Here is a 21940-nt window from a genome sequence, read left to right as displayed (position 1 = left end):
TGAACTTCCATTCACTTCCTTAAGTTTTGTTCTGCACCCCTTACCAGTCCTGGCCAGGGTTAAAGTTTGCGGCTTCGTCTAATTTCTTAACTTAAATTAGACGAAGCGGTGATGCACATCAGTGCATCGGTTAATCGCTGTCTCCTCTTTCTCGACTTTAGGATCTCTGAAAGCATATCTTGTGATGCCTTGCCAATTGGCGAGAATATCGAGCCTGAGGTGAGCGATAATTTCTTCATCATGTAAATTCTCCTTTGATGGCGGGTGTGCTCAGAATATCAACGCTATTGCGTTTGCATCTGGAGTAAGACAACGATGAGCAGAATTGGAATATGTTGAACCAAGAAAAATGAGCGACAACGAGAGGGTGGAATATAGGCTCCGAGGGGACAGTAGCCTAAGAATAGACGCTAATAAAGACGTAATCGGCGTAGAAGCCTTAATTAAAAATCGGTGAGTCTAACTCTAGAAATTAAACCCACCGATACTGACGTAAGTTGCTCGTGTTTACATTGAGTACCTGTACCAATGAGAAAGGAGCAAACTCTATTTCATACTCCTTATTGACCATTAGGACGGAAAAACGCCTCGTCTGGAGGCATAAATTGTTACGCCTAACTATTTTTCATCGAAACACTGTTGTGGTTTTTATTTGAACTGTCTGCGCTTGTGGGCGATTCGAATGGCCGATAAACGTACTTAGATTGAACGTATTTCGTATAGACACTTTAGCCGTCTATATTTCTATCTCCGGTTTTTAACGTTTTTCATTACCTACCTGAAGGCTTTTTATTCCTGCAATTAACATTCTTTGGTAATCACAAAAGGCGTCGCTCAATCCCATTGTCCATTCAACTTAGGGAGATTTTGAACGAGTTTAAAGAGGCAAAACGTGAGAGGCGAACGCCAAAGTCGCTTGGTAATTAAGGTACGACAGAATCGCTTGGTGATCACATGCTGCTGTGAAGTATCGTAACTCAGAATTGGACAAAACTGATTCAGCGACTTTGCTAAGTTAGCATCTAATGGATTATCTGAGGTATTGCAAAACATATAATCTGACTGCCAAGTTTACTCACCCACTACAATTGCCATTAAAGATAAAGAGCATTCCTTATCGCGGGAATGCTCTTTATAATAGATTAACGACAAGTCTATTTAAAACTTAATTCGGTAACAGTATATAAGACACTAGTTTTGAATTACTTTGATAAAAATTCTTTGCGTCACGCTCTAATAAATACCCTTGAGCTACGAGACTCTCTGAACTAACTTTCACCTTCTGTTGAAAATCCTCTCTGTTCTTATATAAATCGGCCAGGGACTCTCTGGTATCCAATGAAGATTTTGTTTCATTATTTTTAGCCAGTGGAATACTGGCCCCAAACCAGTAACATGCTTCACCAAATGCATGGCCTTCCTTGCGATAATTCCAGCCAGTGTATGTAGCAAGCGGTACAGCCACTTCTGGGACAGGTAATCCACTGACCTCATTCCCATTTTTATCAACTTGGGGAACGAACTGATGATACTTTTTGGATATATCTACACTTGGAACCGCATTATTAAAACTGATTGGATATAATGGGTTAACTTGTCCCACGACGGAAACATTCATCTTTCCAATGTTTTTTGAATCCTCTTGCGGGATATTAAGGTTGCTGAAAGATGGTAGTGAGACATCATCGATATCAACAGCAGTTTTGTCGCTGACTAAAGGATACTTTGACGCTGGCGGCAGTTTGTCCGATTCAACCCAATCAAACATAGCTGCCATTAACGCTCTATCTACCGTATCTTGGCTTACCCAGCTTTCAGGTAAAGCACACATCGGACTATATGATGAGTTTTTAGGAAAGCCTGTAGTCACACCACTATTACCAGTATGCTGTGAGCCAGGAATTAGATAGTAACGAACATTGTCAGGCAACTTTAAGTCCTTACCATTGCCATCAGTTGTTACTAAAGAACCACCTGCCTGCCACCATTCAAATGAGCCATCAATTTGCATAATTTTAGGACAGGTGTTGTCGTCACGACATTTTTTTAGCAACCCGTCTACTTTTCCGGTCTTAAAGTCTTTAATTACATTGTATGCAAAGGGAAAATCAAACCCCTCCATAAAATGGTCGCCATGTGGGCGGGACCAGCGCCCAGGTTGTGAAAATTGAGTATTCAACCACATCCGTCTAGCGCCCGGAGCAATTGGCATTAAGCCTTCAAACACTTTGTTGCCATACGAATCAGTATTAAAACCCTGATACAAGTAATCTCGAAGAAACCTTCCTGACTGTGATATTCCTTCAGCAACAGCGGTATCAAAGTTTGTTGTTTTATCACATATATCAATACCACAACCCGCTGACTTTAAGGCATTTAGCGGATTTGCATTGCCATGTCTATCTTTATCGCTATATCTTAGAAATGTCATCAAGTCCCTTACAGCTGCATACCCAATACCGTTGACAGTCGGACTCTTTGCTTTGTAAGTGAAGTTATAAATTGTCCCTTCGTCCGGTTTAACTTTCTTGCGATTTGGACCATATACAAAATCTGGAGGAGTAAAGCTAACCGTATATGTTCCGTCATCATGTTTTTTATATTGCCAATTTGAAACGCTCACCATTGGCGCATCAAACGTTGCATTACCTTCTTTTGACTGCCCATAATTTTGAAACCACGACTGTCTGGCAGTAAGTTGTGGCAACGTGCGATCATTTATATCTGCTGGCGGGTACGTTAACTTGATTTCATTCCCTCCTTGAACATCTGGAATGAACTCTTCCCGGCTTAAATCAATTATAGGCTGGCCATCTTTGTCTTTTGCCACTGGAAAACCTACTCCTAACGGAGAAGTTGGATTTTCCCCAGGATTTTCAGCTAAGGGAAGATCACCCTGCCAACCACTCCAGATAATGGTGTACCCCTTCTCTAAAAGTGATGGAAACTTTCCATCGGGTGCATCCCCTGAAACAAAGTCACCACCTCCTATGAAGGTGTATTTACCGAGTGCCCCACCACGATTAGCTACCTCGTATATGACACTACGTTTTGCTTTATTTGGGTCAGATGGTGTCAATATCAGTACATCCGTAGAATAAGAAACGAATCCATCTGAATCTTTATCTGCTTTTTCAATATTAACGATTCCAGAGTTTACTTTGGCATTAGGATCAAGCTTACCATGTACCACGGCTCTAATAACTTTATAGGAACTACTACCAAGTTGGGGGATTTCATTTTTATATGCAGTTTTTTCAGCAACGACACGTAACGTATCGATATACCCCTCAGGTCTCATTTCTGCATTTGCACTATAGGTAGTCAAAACAAACATTGTCGATAAACAACTAAAGAAATATTTTCTTGAATCACCGGTTAATATCATTAAACAACTCCATGTTTTACAACAAAATAAATGTCTATTAAGTAAAATTGCATACTGTTATGACACTGCTATAACCAATACTTAATCTGTCCTATATAAACATTACTAATGGCAGCAAGAATTCTACAAAAGCCTTTTCGGCACTGCACTTTTCCCAACACTAACGAACAAGCGTTAGCTTAAATGCAGCATAATACGTGCCACATAAAAATGCATTGATTTTCATGATGTTATAAAAAACATTAAATCTATTGCATCAAAATTAATAAGAAGCAAAATAATTTGCATCATTTGTGTGCAAGCTTATAAACATTTCTATATCTATGAAATAGAACACCCATATTAATTAATCAGATAATTAACATTTCTTATCAAATTATATTTTTTCACTTAGGAAAAACACTGTGATTAAAACTACTTCATAGGTATAATTATCACTACCTAACATTTGTTAGCTTTTAAAGACTATTTTATTATTATGGATGCATACAGTTTTGATGGGGTCTCAATGAACTTACCTGACAGCGTTATCGGCGCTAGACAAAATATGAAGGAACATTTGGATAGATTTAGCTGGTCGGGTTTATCAGAGAGAAAGAAATCGATCCTTCAGGCATTTCTAAACATTGCCACTGCGGAAGGCTATAGTGCTGTTACGATGAGAAGTCTGGCCAAAGATCTCAATATCAAAGCACCTAGTATTTATTCACATTTCCCGGAAGGAAAAGATGATATTGTATGCGAGTGTTTAAGATGGCATTACTATGGTTTTGGGATAGCTATTCTCGATGCGGTTAAAGACGCCAAGTCCAGCAAAGACTTCTTTGATAGCATGGTAAAAGTGCATTTTACCAGGCAGATAACTCATCCCGAAAGTGCTTTATGGGATTTGCTTATTCTGAGCGATCGTATAGGTCAGTTCTTACGAGCAGATATAAGGCAAGAGATGCAGCACTGGATAGCTCTTTGTATAAAATTATACCAAGCCGTCATTAAAGAAAATGGATTCCGGTCTGATGAGACGACTGTTAGAGTGCTGATGAATTTACTGGATGGCTCTTCAACTTGGTGCACCTGGGACGGAACAAACCGTCACCTAGAAGAGCTCAATAATTATACACTAGAGAAAGCTTATTCTTGTTTGGCATGATTGACTCGGTTATCAGCCCAATAATAAATTTTCGTTTTTTTAACAGAAGGCCGGAGTGTTTGTTTTACTCCGGCCTTTTCAGTTAGGTTGTTATCACTGATAGCATCTAGAAATATACAATACAGCTGCTTTTATACATCATAAGTTGTTGATGCAGTGTCACCGCCTGTACCAGTCCAGTTAGTGTGGAAAAACTCACCACGTGCACGGTCGATACGCTCGTATGTGTGAGCACCGAAGTAGTCACGTTGAGCTTGTAGCAGGTTCGCAGGCAAACGTGCTGTTGTGTAACCATCTAGGAACGTCAGTGCAGAAGTCGTACATGGCATTGGGATGCCTGTTTCCAGAGACTTAGCTGCAACTTTACGCCATGCTGTCAGGCTGTTTTGCAAGATGCCTTTGAAGTAATCATCAGACCCCAGGAACGCTAGGTCTGGGTTCGCTTCGTATGCATCACGGATGTTGCCTAGGAACGCAGAACGGATGATACAACCACCACGCCACATAAGAGCAACGTTACCGTAGTTTAGGTCCCAGCCGTTTTCGTTAGACGCTTCGCGCATTAGCATAAAGCCTTGAGCGTAAGAGATGATCTTAGACGCCAGAAGAGCTTGACGTAGTGCGTCAACCCACTCTTGCTTGTCGCCTTCAACTGGAGTGATTGTCTTGCCGAATAGTTTTTCAGCTTCAACACGTTGGTCTTTCAGAGCAGACAGGCAACGAGAGAATACAGACTCAGAGATAAGCGTTAGAGGAATACCTAGGTCTAGTGCGTTGATACCCGTCCATTTACCTGTACCTTTTTGGCCAGCCGTGTCCAGGATCTTCTCAACTAGTGCTTCACCGTCTTCATCTTTGTAGCCAAGGATGTCAGCTGTGATTTCTACCAGGTAGCTGTCTAGCTCAGTTTTGTTCCAGTCAGCAAATACAGCTTGCATCTCGTCTGCAGACATACCAAGACCATCTTTCATGAACTGGTAAGCTTCAGTGATCAGCTGCATGTCGCCGTATTCGATACCGTTGTGAACCATCTTAACGAAGTGACCTGCACCATCGTTACCAACCCAGTCACAGCAAGGCTCGCCAGCGTCAGTTTTTGCAGAGATACCTTGGAAGATAGGCTTAACCGCTTCCCAAGCTTCTGGTGCGCCACCTGGCATGATAGATGGACCAAAACGTGCGCCTTCTTCGCCACCAGATACACCAGTACCGATGAAGTGGATGCCTTTTTCACGTAGAGCTGCAACGCGACGGTTAGTATCTGGGTAGTTAGTGTTACCACCGTCGATGATGATGTCGCCTTTGTCTAGTAGAGGTACTAGAGCGTCGATGAATGTGTCTACAACATCACCAGCGCGAACCATTAGCATTACTTTACGTGGCGTTTCAAGCTTCTCTACTAGTTCTTCTAGAGAGTATGCACCGATGATGTTTGTGCCTTTCGCCGGCCCTTCCAGAAACTCGTCTACTTTTGCAGCAGTACGGTTGTGAGCCACAACTTTAAAGCCATGGTCGTTCATGTTTAGGATAAGGTTTTGACCCATTACCGCCAGGCCAATTACACCGATATCACCTTTCATTGTTTCTCTCCAATTGTGTTCCATTGACGAGCCGCTAATTAAGCAATTTTTGCTGCTGCGTCTGAATCTAAATACCACGTTGTTTCGTCAGTATTAAACTGATTCTGTACTGCTCGGGTAATAAGAAATTTATGTTATTTATAACTCGCAGTAGTCTGTATCTGTTAAGTTTTTACACGGGAAACGCCAAGCACGATCATCACGCTGTAGCAAGTCATCTGACTCTTTAGGTCCCCAAGTACCACAGGCGTAGCCATAAAGTGATTGTGGATCTTGTTTGAAATCCAGAATTGGCTGCACGTATTGCCAACATGCTTCAACTGCATCACTACGAGCAAACAGTGTTGCATCACCGTTAAGCGAGTCAAGCAACAGACGTTCATAAGCCGTCAGCAATTGCGCTTCTTGCAGGTCTGCATAGTGGAAGTTCATCTTCACTTCTTTGGCTTTAAAGCCTGCACCCGGCTCTTTCAAACCAAAGATCATCTGGATGCCTTCGTCTGGCTGAATACGAATGATCAGCTTGTTCTCAGGTGCATTTTGACCAAACACTGGGTGTGGAGTCGCTTTAAAGTGAATGACCACTTCAGTTACGCGAGTCGGAAGACGCTTACCTGTACGAACATAGAATGGCACCCCGTTCCAGCGCCAATTATTGATGTAAGCTTTCAGGCCGATGTAAGTCTCGGTTCGTGAGTCATCTGCCACGCCGTTTTCTTCACGGTAACCAGGCAGGTGTTGGCCACGTACGTCAGACGCTGTGTACTGACCTAGAACCAAATCATTACGAAGCGCTTGCTCGTCCAGGGGGTTCAGACACTGAAGTACCTTCACCACTTCATCGCGCATCGCGTCCGCATTGATTTGTGCCGGCGGTTCCATACCGACCATCGCCAATACTTGTAGCAGGTGGTTTTGGAACATGTCGCGTACCGCGCCAGAGTTATCGTAGTAACCACCACGTTCCTCAACACCCAGGAATTCCGCACCTGTTATCTCTACGTAATCAATGAAGTTACGGTTCCATAGTGGCTCAAACATCGCGTTTGAGAAGCGGAAAACCAGTAAGTTTTGTACCGTTTCTTTACCCAGATAATGGTCAATTCTGTAAATTTGATGTTCTTTAAAATTCTTGTGAATTTCGACATCAAGATCCTGTGCAGACTTGAGATCGTAGCCGAATGGTTTTTCGATGATTAGACGTTTCCAGCCATCATCTTCATTGTTTAGGCCGTGAGCGGCTAAACAACCAGGAATGATGTCATACAGGCTTGGTGGTGTTGCAAGATAAAACAGGGTATTACGCTGCTCGAACTCATAGTCCTTAGCGAGGTCATCGAGTTTGTATTTTAACCTGCTGTAGTCTTCTGCTTCTGCTGTATTTAACGCTTGATAATACAAATGCTCACAAAATGCCTCGAGCGTTTCTGGAACCGTTTCCTCGAGTTCTGTCAGCGCTTTTTTCAATTTTTCACGATAACTTTCATCGCTGTATTCTGTTCTGCTCACACCAAGGATGGCAAACGATTCTGGGAGCTGATTGTTTGCGTATAAGTGATATAACGCGGGAACGAGCTTTCGATAAGTAAGATCGCCAGAAGCACCAAAAATCACGATGCTGCTTTTTTCTGGTATTACCATCATCTTTTCCTTAAAACGAGGATGTTAGCTTATTATGCCAGCGGCGAGCTGGATTGGAGGTTTCATAAGAAACCCTCAATGTATTTACACATTGAGGGTTAAAATCGGTAGAAAAGAAGGGCCACGAAGGAAGTTAGTGACCTTTTCTTTTAGGAATAGATTTTCATGCAAGTGTTAGTTTTGCCCACTCAGTACAGGCGTCTGTCAGACTAACACCTTTTGCGGCATCGTGACGACCAGTCTCACCTGCCTGCGTGGCTCCTAACTCTTTCATTAAAGATGCCATTACATCAATACCATTACAGAAAGTTTCGTAGGTGCTGTCACCCAACCCGAAAGCTGAGAAAGAAACTGATGACAAGTCTGGATTAAGCTCTTTCAAAGCTTCGTAAAAAGGCTGAGTAGTTTCAGGCAACTCTCCTTCTCCATATGTTGACGTAATCAGAACCACTTTCTCTTCCGATGATAGTTCACTAACGTCATAATCTTCCATACCAACAGCTTCAGCTTCCATTCCTGATTCTTCTAAAAAATCAACAATATCATCAGCTACCATCTCTGAGTTACCGCTCTCTGTTCCAAATAGTACTTTTATCATTTTGACTTCCTTAACAATGACTTTAATTAAATATTCACGATTGATTGACGCTCAAACTTTTTTACTTCATGAGCAATAGATAGCATTAGGTTTTTTGATGTGACTTTTAAACGGCAGCGATTTACTCTCGCGTTTTCAATTTCATATTGATCAATACGCTGCCAATCCTCAAAAGTCACAATATTGGTTGTAATAGATTCTTTGACGCCGCAATACCCCGCTTTGCTTGGTGAATCTGAAAGTGTTTCAACATAATCAACGATTTCTTCACTAGCTCGCTTAGCGTCTTTTCTGTTTTCAGCAACGGTTCCTTTACCATTACAATTAAGCCATCCGACTTTAAATACGTTCTCACCATCCCAACATTTGTCATAACATTCCTCGAGAGGATGCTCATTGGTAAAACCGATCGCCGAAATAACGTTGTTAACCGAAATACTATGTATTCCTTCACTGTTCTGAACGGTTAGTACATTCAACTCACCTTCCTTATTCAAGGAAACAGGTACCACACCAAAGTGAAAGTGAACGTTTATACGAGGTTCACCGCACTCTTGCGTTGCTAATTCCAGTTTTTTATTCCTAAACAACTGGGCCGCTTCGCACGTATCGTCCATAGACACACCAGAAGTGTTAAATTGAACACCTTCAGTCGCAAGAATTTCCTTGAGCATTGCTATGTCGAATTTAGCATTGCAAAGCGAAGAGCGACCAAACACATGAATGTTTTCAATTCTGTTTGCACTAAAAGCTTTCAGCCTTTCGTCAGAGATGTCACTACCATGGAAACCATCTTTGTCTTTACACAATATTCGAATAATATCCATGGCAACGTTGCCATTTCCGATCACCCCGATATCATTACCAAGTGGTGCTAGTTGACCGTTTTCAAGACAAGGTAGGTTTACATCAGGGTAGCCATTCAATGCTTTCAGAATGCTTCCTGCACCCAATGTCTCAACCGTGTCACCAGATGGAAGGCAAAGCTGTCTATCATGTCGCAACCCCGTTGCACGGACTACGACATCAAAATTCTCTTTTAATTTTTCAAATGATACCGCATCACCAACTTTCACATTTCCTGCGAATCGAACTTGATTACGTAGGAACAAACGTTCAAACTGAGCCGTGACAGATTTCATTCCCTGATGATCTGCCGCGATGCCATATCGAACTAATCCAAACGGTGTAGGAAGCGCTTCAAAAATAGTGATATCTGCATTTTTCCATTTTTTTCTTAGAAATTGAGCAGTAAAACACCCCGATGGGCCACTTCCGATAATAGCGATGCTGATCTGTTTATCTTTCATGAGATGTTCTCCTTGATCTCGAAAGAATTTACACAATAACTAACTAACACTTGTTAGCTTGCAATGAGTGTGCCAAACTATAATTTCTTTAAGTTTCATATAGTTAAATTGACTTACATTTATTCCATACAGACGTTGACTCATAGCAGTTCAAATTGCGCACCGATTATGTGCAATAGTACTAAAGGAAGTAAATTGTCGCACATAGTTACATCAGGCATTTCATGTTGGCGTGCAAGCAAGACTAATCTTTTAACTTAATGAAAATAAAAAAGGAGCATCTTAAAGATGCTCCAATAGCGCTACATTCTCGTTCTTATTTATTATTTATTATTTTTTCTCTAGGCTTTCTAATTCACCCAAAACTTCATCCAAAGCAGTACCCAACGCATCTATAATCATATCGATTTCCTCAGCATTAATTATCATTGGGGGAGACAACAAAATCGCATCATCTGTTGGACGGGTTATGACACCATGCTCACGCATTTTCTCTGCGACCATAGCGCCCAACTGCCCAACCTGCTCTAACGCTGTCTTGGTTTGCTTATTTGTAACTAGTTCGACGGCAGCCAGTAGCCCTACACCTCTGACCTCACCCACTAACGGATGTTCTAAATATTTTTTAAAACCTGCACGAAGCCGTTCACCCATTAAACTCGCGTTTTCGACAAGGTTTTCTTCCTCAATAATACGAATATTTTCAAGGGATAAAGCACATGCAACTGGGTGACCTGACGTAGTGAAGCCATGCCACATACCGCCGTATTTTTCGCTCGCGTCATAGATAGGTTTAAGCGTACGCTCATTCATTACAAACGCGGCAAAAGGAATGTAACCTGAAGTCAATTGTTTCGAATACACCAATACATCTGGTTTCAGTCCACAAGTTTGAGTACCGAACATATTTCCGGTACGACCAAAGCCACAGATAACTTCATCAGCAACAAATAAGATATCGTATTTATTCAGTACTGCTTGTATTTTTTCCCAATAAGTCGCTGGAGGAACAATGACACCACCGCCACCCATAATCGGTTCACCAATGAAACAACAAATGGTTTCTGGACCTTCCTCTAAGATTTTCGCTTCAAGTTCTTCAGCCAGACGTGTCGCGAACTCTACCTCACTTTCACCAGGTTTACCTTGATGGTAAAAATGTGGGCATGTCAGCCTAACCACTGGCATGATAAGGTCATGACCCCAATGATTCGCATCCAGTCCGGTAAGGTTGTTTGACGCAATAGTTGCACCATGGTAAGCGCGATCACGAGCTAGGATTTTTTTACGTTTAGTTTCACCCATCGCATTTGAACGATGCCAAAGCAATTTAACTACAGAATCAATAGCTTCTGAGCCTGATGCTGTAAAAAAGGCTTTACTCATTGGAACAGGCGCCATCTCTACCAGTTTCGCTGCCAGTTCAATTGTAGGACCCGTCGAACGGTGAACAAATGTGTGATAGAAAGGCAAAATATCGTATTGTTTTTTCGCCGCTTCACCTAAGCGCTTCTCACTAAACCCTAGACCTGAACACCACATTCCAGACATACCTTCGAGATATTTCTTACCGTGGTTGTCATAAACGAATACACCTTCACCTCTTTCTATTAAAATCGGGCCGACTTCTCTGTGTTTGTTATGGTTAGTATGACAATGCAGTACATAATCAATGTCTTTAGCTTCCAATGCTGTAAATTCTGTTGAGTTCTTCAAAGTAATTCCCTCTCTTTTCTTTTGTATCTGGTCACTTAAAGTGAGACTCATATTCGATTAACAAGGCTGACTTCTGGATTTGTAATTTCCAATTAAGCTTCTTTTTCTATTGATACCGGCAAATTAACGTACGCTCGGGAACGGTCAGAGTTATCCATGACTGGTTCACCCTCTAGAGTAAAGCTCTTGACCTTTTCAGCGATGACATTTAGTACTGTTTCTATCACTCCACGACTAATCGTCTGACCGGCGCACTGGTGTATGCCCATACCAAAACTACAGTGCTGGGTAGAGTCTGCAGGACGATTTAAGTCCAATTTGTCGGGATTAGGGAAAACAAGCGGATCACGATTAGCAGAATCCATGATGAACTTGACGCATTCGCCAGGCTTTATTGGTACACCGTGGATCTCGATATCTTCAGTGGCATACCTTGAGAATGTCAATTCAGGTGGATATAGCCTGTAGATTTCACTAATGAATGTGGTGCGTTTCTCTGGTTCATTTTTATAAATTTCAAAAACTTCCGGGTTCTTTGCAAAATACTCAACGGCAGTTCCCACAACGTAAGATGGGTTATGACCACCGGAGCCCCAAAGAAGAACCATCGACTGCATCACTTCAGATTCGGTCATTTTCCCTGCAGAAATCGCATCTAAAAGCGCATCAGCTAAGCCATTGCCAGGATTTTCGACCTTCCATTGCATCATTTCTTTTATGCGTTCGAAGAGATAATTAAAGGCTTCGGTAGCCTCTTCATTCTGTTTGGTTCCCGCAACCGCACTCAACGCCGCCATTGCCTTATGCATACAAAAAATGACTGGCTCGAAGTCGCCATCAGGAACCTGAAGCGCTTTACACATTGCCTTATGAGCGGGTGCAACACCTAAATACATATTGGCATCAAAAATCTCGCCATCTGACAGATTATCGATATAAGAAACTGCATATTCACTTGCCGCTTCTGACCAAGACTTGACAAGTTTTGGAGTAAACCATTTATTTAAAGGACGTCGTGATGCCGTGTGCTTTGGTGGATCCAAGGCAACCACCGTATCTTTCAATACCCCCCATGGACCTTTATCCACGTCATCAGGCGGAACAATGGATAAACTAGGTAATTTTCCAAACTTCACGACATCTTCATAACGTGTGATGACATACGTGCCATCTACGTCTTTATATATCGGATAATTCTCGCGAGCTTCCTGATACCATGGGTAAGGGTTCTCAACATAACTAATATCATCCCATGGTAAAATACGCTTATTCACTACAGTTGTTACCATTTTCCACCTCATCCTTTAGCGAGAAATTTTTGATTCAATGTCATTTTGCGCTGACTATTCATTTCCATTAATTGTGTGTCTAGGTATGTTTACTCAAGAACAACTAACTAACGTGTGTTAGTTTTTGCAAGCATATTACATGCCAAATATGTAAGTACTTAATTTATGGGCGTTCTGCATTACGCCTGTTGCCAATGTACGCTTTATCGCCCCATTATTGGGCAATAATGCACCAATATAATCTATAAATTTGCATACAGTTCTATTTATCAACCAATATAAACTCTAGCTACTCGTGAATTTTCTAACCAATCGAATAAATGGCTTCTCTTTAACAACTTGAGTTATTAGATATTTTTCTTCGCCACTCTCACATTGAGAAAGATTTTTAATCGTATTAGTATCAGTGTGGCATATGTCATGCATCACACAAAAAGCTAACGCACGTTAGTTAAGGAAGAAAAATTAAGGCTAGAGGAAGGTTACCTAGTATGACGATGTCACAAGCAAGCTATACATCAGTATATAATGAGCGTTCTGGAGAGAACGAAATAGAAAACAAATCAGGATTGACGGGACAAATGAGCGCAACTTCCCTTTGCCTGTCAGTACTCGCATTTTCAGCCCCAATTGCCGTTGTCGAAGGATTTCTGCCTCTCACAATTCTTTTTGATGGACCTGGAGCTCCTTTTGCGTTTCTTGTCACAATGGCTTTAATGTTGTTGTTCGCCGTTGGCTATATTTCAATGACACGATACATTCCAAAAGTTGGAAATTTCTACGCATTTATCAGCGCCGGACTTGGTAATACGACGGGCTTAGGCTCCGCTTTTCTTGCCATATTTTCCTACCTGGGAATTTTGGTCGGCAGCTATATCTTCTTTGGTGTCAGTGTATCTTCTCTGATTGAAAGTTTTCATGGCCCCCATACATCCTGGATACTATGGTCAGTGCTAGGTTGGCTATTTGTAACTACACTAGGCTATTTTCATGTTGAACTTTCAGCGAAATTATTATCAATAGCAATGGTCATTGAAGTAGCCATCGTAATGATTTTTAACGTTGCAGTATTGTTCCAGGGCGGCAAGGAAGGCTTATCAATAGAGCCTCTCACACCGTCTGCGTTTACTGACGGTAATATAGCAATCACACTTCTTTACACTGTCTTGGTGTTTATCGGATTTGAAGCGACCGCACTTTACCGTGATGAAGTTAAAACACCCGCTAAAACCATTCCTAAGGCGACCTTCGCTGCAATCATTTTTATCGGGGTATTGTACTCACTTTCATCGTATAGCTTAGTAACTGCCTACGGTTCAGACGCTTGGGATGTCGCGACAAACAACCCAACAACCATGTTTGCAAGTGCAATTGGTCGCTTTGTTTCACCTGTATTTGAGCAGATCACATACTGTTCGGTTGTTATTTCTCTTAGTGCAGCCCTACTTTCAATCCATAATGTACTCTCTCGCTATCTTCTTAACTTAGCGAATGATAAAGCCTTGCCAGCTTCACTTTCTAAAGTACATGAAGCACATAAATCGCCATATATCGCCTCTAACTGGGTTGGCTTTATTGCTGCGCTAGCTATCTCACCATTTATTATCAATAACGCCAATGGCGAGACAGTTTATGCTATTGCAACTGGGTTAGGTGGTTTAGGAATAATCTTCTTAATGGGGCTAGTTAGTGTCGCTATTCTCGCTTGGTTCCTTAAACGTGGTATCCCTCAAGAAGTAGGGGTATTCCGCGCAATCATTGCACCATTACTCTCTGCAGCGGCAATTTTTTGTACCGCTTTGGTCGCGGTAATGCATATTGATCTTGTCGTTGGCGGCACGCCAGGACAATATACTTGGTTAGTATTGCTATTCGTATTCGTTTTTGCCATCGGGTCGATGTTAAGTCTTTACTTCAAGTTTAAAAAGCCTGCTGTATATGCACTGATAGGCCAGTCCAACTAAACTCAATCCCATATACTTTATATTTCGCCGGTACTCTTACCGGCGTTTTTGTTTTTAGTGCACTAAATAGTGCATTCCCTCACCCATTATGTGCACACTCTGAAATAATTTATACTTCAAAAAGAACGAATTTATATTAACTATTTGTTTAATATAGCTTTTTATAAATACAACTAAATCCGCATTCCTCTTTTTGATAAGAATATCTGGCACACTACATGCAACTAACAATTGTTAGTTAGTGAAATTGTAATTCCTGAGTATGCTAACCACTTTTTACGATTAGAGTCATAAGGATGGATGTATGGACAATATGGATGTTACGACCCCAAATAGTTTAAAGGGAAAGCCAAAGGCAGAAGTTTTATCGTCTTGGGAAATGAGGATCACACCTGATAGAGATTCGACCGTGAATAGATTTAATGCATTTATAAATCGGATCTTATCTGTCGAAAACATAGTATCTACAACGGTACTTGTAGCTTTGTTACTTTTCCCATTCTTCGATATTTTTTTATCAAGCGTGTTTGAAGAAAAAGTGAGTGGGCTCCTCGGATTTCATTTCATGCTTATTCCAATAGAAATTATATGCCTGTCAAGCAGCATATACTTCTTAATTTACACATCTAAAAGTCGAACAAAAGTAACACTGTTCTATGGGTTGGACGTTTTGGAAAAGAATTGGCACAGAGCAGAATATAATTAATAAAAATAGTATGAGCACCTGGTAGTGTTTATCTTTGGTGCTCATTCTTAATAATCAGCTAATAACAACAACCGGGTCGCCAATCATAATTTGGCCTTCAGTGATGACTTCAGCATAAGATGCAAATCCAGGCGTTTTATATTCACGCATAATATTGTCCGGTAGATGGACTTTGTCACGAAAAGTACTCAGTTTAGCAACAGTATTCAGGGAATTTCGGCCTGTACGAGGATCCATCTGAGTAACGACACATCGTGGCACAGAGCTTCTTACTTTTAACTTTACCTGACCTACCTGTATCACTTTCCCTTCCCATGAGTCTTCAATAAACGGAGTAGAAGATTTAATGACTAAATTAGAACGAAACATCCTATGATCAAGAGGATATCCAAATCTTTGTTCTAATTCGCTTAATGAACCCGTTGTAAATAAAGTGATGGGTAGAATATCTCTAGCGCTTGAGTCTTCTTCTACGTGAACTAACGAGACATTTTTACCGGAGAAAGCTGATAATCGAACATTCCAGTCACCGAGAACACGGCGAACTCGAAGTTTTCGTATACCTAAAAAATCGATCTCTTCGGCTTCATTGGCTAAATCACAGTTCCCTTTGACTTGAGTGCCGTCTGGGTAAGTCAGTGACAAGTTACCATGGGATTCATCAAATTCGAACTTTAATGGCAAGAAAAACCGGTGCCACCCTGGTGATAAAGGCATATTGTCAGAGTTAATCAACATGAATTTTCTGTCGCCTACAATTCCACTTCTATCTACATGCACACGATCGACATCTAAGAACTGAGTGCATTTAACATATGTCATACCTAGCTGCTTAACTTCCATACTTCCTCACTAAAAAAACAGCAAACCGAGTGGTTTGCTGTGACAACAGAGCTTGAAATTCTTAATTCTCTAAATTCTTACCAAGTTCCCTCGGCAAACATTTGAGTAATACATTTCCAGTCACCGTCGATTTTTTGCCAGCCGAAAAGAATTTTATATTCGATCACTTCGTCATCGCTTGTTGAGTCAATCCGGCCATAGATAAAGTCCAATACACTATCTTCGCTAGTTGCAACAGTGTTCATTGATTCATATGTCCACGTGTATGCACCACAGACTGCTTTATACAGCTCCAAGATCTCCTCAGTTCCTTGCCATGTATCTTCTCCACCGAATACCCATGCGTTGGGCGTATAGAACTCGTTTGCAACCCAAATTGGATCATTTTCTGCAAACGCTTTTTTCATGCCCACTTGCTTTTCACTAATAGCAGCAAGAACTTCTTGAGATGGTGCAGGACCTTTTACTTTGATATCCATTATTTTTCCTTTTCCTATATGACTTTAACTAACTAACAGTTGTTAGCATTATATGTGCCATAATAATTTCCCTATAAATTCAATCAGTTAAAAATTAAGACATAAATTCCCGCACCAAGCCAACGCAAAACCAACCAAATGCGCATCATACTTGTGCAAATAAATAGATTTATGCATCTATTCGTATTGATGAAAACCAGTCAAATAGATTAATTATCTCGAATAATCATATAGATAATAAAATCACACTAATAAACGGCTCATTTATTGCTAACAACCGTTAGTACGCCAATTCAACTTTAGATTTATTTAAAACGAAAACTGTTAAGGAGAACAAACATGGCTAAACGTCTCGAAGGGAAAAATATTATCGTTGTCGGTGGCACCAGTGGTATGGGTGAATCACAGGTCTATCGTTTTATCGAAGAAGGCGCGAATGTAATTGTGGCAAACAGAAGTGTCGATAAAGGCCTTGCCCTTGTAGAAAAAATTGGCGGTAACGTCAAATTTGTAAAGCTTGATGTAGCTTCAGAGTCCGACTGGAACAACCTTATCGTACAGGCGGAATCATTTTTTGATGGCGAAATTGATGGTCTGGTAAATAACGCTGGTGTTCTTGTTGAGGAAGGCCTGGAAGAAACCAGTCTAGAAACCTACCAAAGACTCGTTGACATTATGCAAACGGGCGCGTTTTTAGGAATGAAGTCTGTTGCACCATCAATGCGCCGAGCCAAAAGTGGTTCGATAATCACAGTCTCTTCTACCGCAGGTATTGTTGGATACAAAGGAATATTTGCTTATACCGCCACTAAATTTGCAGTTAGAGGCATGACAAAAGCAGCAGCGCTTGATCTTGCTGATGCGAATATCAGAGTCAACAGTATTCACCCTGGTGATACTGAAACTCCAATGATCGAAGACAAAGGTTATTCAACAGAAGCTGTTCCTCTAGATCGCTTTGCACACCCAGATGAAATTGCGTCTCTAGTCCTATTTTTACTCTCAGACGAATCCAAATACATAACGGGTACAGAGATCGTCATCGATGGTGGTTATACGGCCCAGTAATCCGTGACCAAAGCTTAACTTATTAATGGAACATAGGAATATTTGATTCCCCTATCTTATTCAGGAGAAGTAACAGATGAAATCTCGTGCAGCAGTTGCTTTCGCGCCAGGACAACCACTAGAAATTGTAGAAATTGATGTCGATCCCCCAAAGAAAGGGGAAGTTCTGATTAAAAATACGCATACCGGAGTATGTCATACCGATGCGTTCACCCTATCGGGAAATGATCCTGAGGGTGTATTTCCCGTTGTTCTTGGCCATGAAGGTGCTGGAATCGTTGTTGAAGTTGGTGAAGGTGTAACCAGCGTAAAACCAGGTGACCATGTCATTCCTCTCTATACAGCGGAGTGTGGCGAGTGCGAATTTTGCACATCAGGAAAAACGAATCTATGCGTTTCAGTTCGTGAAACGCAGGGAAAAGGTCTAATGCCTGATGGCACAACCCGTTTCTCCTATAACGGTCAGCCGCTATACCATTATATGGGCTGTTCAACCTTCAGCGAGTACTCAGTGGTGGCTGAAGTCTCGCTCGCCAAAATTAATCCACAAGCTAACCATGAACACGTTTGCTTACTTGGTTGTGGTGTGACTACAGGCATTGGTGCAGTGCACAATACAGCTCAAGTTCAACCAGGCGATTCTGTAGCCATTTTTGGACTTGGGGCAATCGGTTTAGCTGTTGTGCAAGGCGCTCGTCAGGCTCAGGCAGGGCGTATCATTGCTATCGATACAAACCCAGCGAAATTTGCACTGGCAAAACAGTTTGGTGCAACCGACTGTATTAACCCTAACGATCATGAAAAACCCATTCAAGATGTGCTTCTCGACATTAATAAATGGGGTATCGATCATACCTTTGAATGTATTGGTAACGTCAACATCATGCGTGCAGCACTGGAGAGTGCTCACCGAGGATGGGGACAGTCAGTCATCATTGGCGTAGCCGGTGCCGGACAGGAAATCTCTACCCGTCCATTCCAATTGGTTACAGGTCGGGTCTGGAAAGGCTCTGCGTTTGGAGGCGTTAAAGGTAGAAGCCAACTACCACAAATGGTTGAGAACGCGATGAAAGGTGATATTCAATTGGAACCTTTTGTGACTCACACAATGACACTAGACAAGATTAATGAAGCTTTCGATCTAATGCACGAAGGCAAATCTATCCGGACGGTTATTAATTTTTAAATAGCCTCCGGTTCCAAGTAAAACTAAACATAACTTAAAAGGAAGTAAATTATAATGACACCTGTAATTTCTGGCGACGAAGTCTTTTCACATGTATTTATCGGAGCATCTGACGTAAAAACATCTGAAGCATTTTATAATAGTGTTTTTGCGGCACTGGGCATCAAAAACCTCGGTCCTTTCGGTAACGACTGGGTACTTTACGGACGTGAAAAGCCAGCATTTATTATCGCACGCCCAGGTAATGGTGAAGCGCCATCCAGTAACGGGATGACAATTGGTTTCGCAGCTACTACTACGGCTGAGGTTGATGCCTTCCATGCCGCTGGTCTAGCTAATGGCGGTACTGATGAGGGCCAGGCAGGTCCTCGAGATCACCTACCTGGCGCTTATGCGGCTTACCTACGTGATCCTGCTGGAAATAAAATTACAGCCTACACATTCATCTGATATCTTCACTCAGCATTTTCCTGGCTCCGGTCAGGGAGATGCTATTTGAGTATTAATTAACACCCCCTAAGCTAAAAACTTGTCAACCTATTAGGCAAGCAATGCAGCTTTATCCAACGTTCCTGTGATCTTTTGCCAGCTCTTAACGCTGGCTTTTTTTATTGACGAATACTTTGGCATATCTCTTGCCTATCTAACATACGTTAGTAAAAGTCGTTACAATAAATAAAACCAATTTTTCAAACACCAGAACGCCGACTGAGTTTGAAACTTTAAATTAGTATAAATGTAGAGGGATTGGCATGGGGTTACCCAAGGAAGTTTTGTCAGCTAGAGATCAAATAGCAGAACATTTAGCACAATTTGACTGGAGTTCGCTAACCAACGGAAAGCGAAATGTTCTTCAGACATTTTTGACTATAGCATCAGCTCAGGGCTATGCAGCAGTAACGATGCGCAGTTTAGCAAAAGCACTCAATATTAAAGCACCCAGCATCTACTCTCACTTCCCCGATGGAAAAGATGACATTGTCGCGGAATGTTTAAGATGGCACTACTACAATTTCGGTATAGCTATGCTTGATGTCATAGATACCATTGATGATACCGAACAACTGTTTAACAAAATGGTCAATGTTCATTTTACTCGTCAGGTAACCATACCTGAGAGTGAATTGTGGGATATGTTAGTAGCAAGCGATCGTGCTGGTCAGTTTTTACGCTCAGATATCAGAGAAGAAATTTATCATTGGTTAGGTCTGTGTGAAAACTTATACCTGGCAGTCGCTAAATCACTTAATGCAACCGACGTAGATACCAGTGTCAAATTGCTATTAAATATACTGGATGGTGATACATCTTGGTGCAAATGGGATGGCACAACGGTGCATTTAGATAAACTAAACCAAGAAATGCTCGATGCTTCAAAACGATTACTGGCAATAAAATAACCTCAAACATTACTGGAGGCCATGGCACTTAAGCGTTATACGTAAAATTCATAACCTTTTTATTTATACCGCTTTTAATTGGCACACTCCATGCTAGCTAACAACCATTAGTTAGCTATCTGTAAGATTAGCCCTTTGGTAAATGGATAACACCGTAGAGGAAAAGACATGGACACAACCAAACAGAAAACAGCCCCAAAAAGTACCTGTACTTTTGAGCAAGAAATTTTGCTGCCTTGGAGAAGTGAAGAGTTCCGAAATAACCCTTACCCATGGTATGACGTACTCAGAGAAAAAGCTCCGGTATACGAAGATCCATTGCAGGAAAATACCTTTGTTATCTCTAAATATGAAGATGTTGTAAAATTTGGTAAACACCCTTCTCTATCAATGATCGCCCCTAAATGGGTACCAGAAAGTCCTTGGAGTATGTTTAAGGACAGCATGATTGTGGCCAACCCACCAGAGCATACCGCTCTAAGACGTCGTTCTAACAAATGGTTTACTCCTAAAAAAGCGATTGAGTGGGCAGAAGCAACGCGAGATGCTGTCAACCTTGAGCTGGATAAACTGGGACCACAAGGATTGATCGAAGGGTTTCGTAATCTTGCATTAATCCCTGCTCACCACGCCATGTGTAAAGCAATGGGATTACCGACCGAAGGATTTGATACTGCCGCAGCCTGGACTCATGACGCAATGGTAGCTTTGGGATCTCAAGTAACGAGTGAAGAAGAAGCAAAATGCCAGGCAGCCTTTGACTATTTAGCAGACCGAACTAATCATTACTTAGAAATGAGACGAAAAGACCCAGTTCCTGGTATGGTCTCAACCTGGATTGATGACGTGGCTAAAGGCATCATGACAGAGCAACAGTTATTCGAAGGTGTTTTATTATTCTGGGCTACCGGTACCCCAAACGCCGCCTACTTTATTACCAGTGGCCTGGAAATTTTCGCTCGTCATCCAGAGATTTTTGAAACCTGGAAAAATGAACCAGAGAAAAGACATGCAATTTTAAATGAAATTGCCCGACTCAGCACTCCTGAAATATCTTTTACACGTTTTACTACCGAGCCTCTCGAAATTCGCGGAGTAACAATTCCAAAAGACAAATTTGTTCGCTTTATGATTGCATCGGCGAACCGCGACCCGGAATATTTCCCAGAACCAAATAAAGTCGATATTACTCGTCCTATTGATAGCGCTCCTCACTTAACCTTTGGTATTGGAGTCCATTCATGCCCAGGGATGATAATTGCTCAGACCGAAGCTCGTACTGTTTTCGATACTCTTGCTGAAAGAGTAAAGCGTATAGAATTGGCTGGTGACCCAATTTATAACCATGATGACCGTTCAGCAGTATACGACCGCATACCACTTCGTCTGGTTCTATAACACATAATTAGAAAAGCGAACTGATCTCATTAGTTCGCTTTTTACTTATCAACACCAATCCTCATCTACAGAAATTCTCCAGTTAAGTTATTCCCTATACTCACTGCGTTAAATAACGTTTCTACATTACCTACCCGCAATGCATCAAGTGCAAAGCGCTGATCATTTCAAATCACGTGAATCTTCTCCTACCAAAATTCAACGGTTAATTATCGCACACATTC

The 21940-nt window shown here is 41.5% G+C and carries 17 protein-coding genes; 8 read left to right on the top strand and 9 right to left on the bottom strand.

Going from position 1 to position 21940, the window contains the following annotated elements:
- Positions 1–1165: 1165 nt before the first annotated feature.
- Positions 1166–3388 (bottom strand): alpha/beta hydrolase domain-containing protein, encoded by a 2223-nt coding sequence (locus VER99_RS21585; protein ID WP_020336049.1) that lies wholly within the window; start codon positions 3386–3388, stop codon positions 1166–1168.
- Positions 3389–3896: 508 nt separating this feature from the next.
- Here VER99_RS21585 and VER99_RS21580 point away from each other — a divergent pair.
- Positions 3897–4538 (top strand): TetR/AcrR family transcriptional regulator, encoded by a 642-nt coding sequence (locus tag VER99_RS21580; RefSeq protein ID WP_020336050.1) that lies wholly within the window; start codon positions 3897–3899, stop codon positions 4536–4538.
- 131 nt (positions 4539–4669) lie between these two features.
- Here VER99_RS21580 and gnd read toward each other — a convergent pair whose 3' ends face one another.
- The 6 genes from gnd to VER99_RS21550 form a co-directional block, all read right to left on the bottom strand.
- The gene (gnd, locus tag VER99_RS21575; protein WP_020336051.1) at positions 4670–6118 is read right to left on the bottom strand and encodes a decarboxylating NADP(+)-dependent phosphogluconate dehydrogenase; all 1449 of its coding nucleotides are present in this window, start codon (positions 6116–6118) and stop codon (positions 4670–4672) included.
- 138 nt (positions 6119–6256) lie between these two features.
- Entirely contained in the window at positions 6257–7759 is a 1503-nt protein-coding gene (gene zwf, locus VER99_RS21570; RefSeq protein WP_020336052.1) for a glucose-6-phosphate dehydrogenase, read from the bottom strand.
- Positions 7760–7922: 163 nt separating this feature from the next.
- On the bottom strand, positions 7923–8357 hold the full coding sequence (locus VER99_RS21565; protein ID WP_020336053.1) for a flavodoxin domain-containing protein: 435 nt from the start codon (positions 8355–8357) through the stop codon (positions 7923–7925).
- Positions 8358–8383: 26 nt separating this feature from the next.
- On the bottom strand, positions 8384–9667 hold the full coding sequence (locus tag VER99_RS21560; protein WP_020336054.1) for an FAD-dependent oxidoreductase: 1284 nt from the start codon (positions 9665–9667) through the stop codon (positions 8384–8386).
- Between the two features lie 330 nt (positions 9668–9997).
- The gene (locus tag VER99_RS21555) at positions 9998–11383 is read right to left on the bottom strand and encodes an aminotransferase (protein ID WP_020336055.1); all 1386 of its coding nucleotides are present in this window, start codon (positions 11381–11383) and stop codon (positions 9998–10000) included.
- A gap of 92 nt (positions 11384–11475) precedes the next feature.
- On the bottom strand, positions 11476–12672 hold the full coding sequence (locus VER99_RS21550) for a cytochrome P450 (protein WP_020336056.1): 1197 nt from the start codon (positions 12670–12672) through the stop codon (positions 11476–11478).
- Positions 12673–13163: 491 nt separating this feature from the next.
- Here VER99_RS21550 and VER99_RS21545 point away from each other — a divergent pair, with 491 nt between their 5' ends.
- On the top strand, positions 13164–14636 hold the full coding sequence (locus VER99_RS21545; protein WP_020336058.1) for an APC family permease: 1473 nt from the start codon (positions 13164–13166) through the stop codon (positions 14634–14636).
- A 304-nt stretch (positions 14637–14940) separates the two neighbouring features.
- Positions 14941–15342, top strand: coding sequence for a hypothetical protein (locus VER99_RS21540; protein WP_020336059.1), 402 nt, complete (start codon positions 14941–14943; stop codon positions 15340–15342).
- Between the two features lie 54 nt (positions 15343–15396).
- Here the strand turns inward: VER99_RS21540 and VER99_RS21535 are convergent, their stop codons facing one another.
- Both VER99_RS21535 and VER99_RS21530 read right to left on the bottom strand, forming a co-directional pair.
- Positions 15397–16185, bottom strand: coding sequence for an MOSC domain-containing protein (locus VER99_RS21535; protein WP_020336060.1), 789 nt, complete (start codon positions 16183–16185; stop codon positions 15397–15399).
- Between the two features lie 77 nt (positions 16186–16262).
- On the bottom strand, positions 16263–16664 hold the full coding sequence (locus VER99_RS21530; RefSeq protein ID WP_020336061.1) for a DUF4440 domain-containing protein: 402 nt from the start codon (positions 16662–16664) through the stop codon (positions 16263–16265).
- A 339-nt stretch (positions 16665–17003) separates the two neighbouring features.
- On the opposite strand from VER99_RS21530, the gene VER99_RS21525 reads away from it, so the two are divergent.
- The 5 genes from VER99_RS21525 (at position 17004) to VER99_RS21505 (ending at position 21716) form a co-directional block, all read left to right on the top strand.
- Complete coding sequence (locus VER99_RS21525; RefSeq protein ID WP_020336062.1) at positions 17004–17732, top strand: SDR family NAD(P)-dependent oxidoreductase; 729 nt, start codon at positions 17004–17006, stop codon at positions 17730–17732.
- A 76-nt stretch (positions 17733–17808) separates the two neighbouring features.
- The gene (locus tag VER99_RS21520; RefSeq protein WP_020336063.1) at positions 17809–18918 is read left to right on the top strand and encodes an S-(hydroxymethyl)glutathione dehydrogenase/class III alcohol dehydrogenase; all 1110 of its coding nucleotides are present in this window, start codon (positions 17809–17811) and stop codon (positions 18916–18918) included.
- Between the two features lie 54 nt (positions 18919–18972).
- Entirely contained in the window at positions 18973–19368 is a 396-nt protein-coding gene (locus VER99_RS21515; RefSeq protein ID WP_020336064.1) for a VOC family protein, read from the top strand.
- A 302-nt stretch (positions 19369–19670) separates the two neighbouring features.
- The gene (locus VER99_RS21510; protein ID WP_020336065.1) at positions 19671–20318 is read left to right on the top strand and encodes a TetR/AcrR family transcriptional regulator; all 648 of its coding nucleotides are present in this window, start codon (positions 19671–19673) and stop codon (positions 20316–20318) included.
- Positions 20319–20486: 168 nt separating this feature from the next.
- On the top strand, positions 20487–21716 hold the full coding sequence (locus tag VER99_RS21505; protein ID WP_020336066.1) for a cytochrome P450: 1230 nt from the start codon (positions 20487–20489) through the stop codon (positions 21714–21716).
- Positions 21717–21940: the final 224 nt, after the last annotated feature.

This window comes from Vibrio natriegens NBRC 15636 = ATCC 14048 = DSM 759 (assembly GCF_035621455.1).
In the GTDB taxonomy this organism is placed as follows: domain Bacteria; phylum Pseudomonadota; class Gammaproteobacteria; order Enterobacterales; family Vibrionaceae; genus Vibrio; species Vibrio natriegens.
This window is presented reverse-complemented; position numbering and strand designations above follow the sequence as displayed.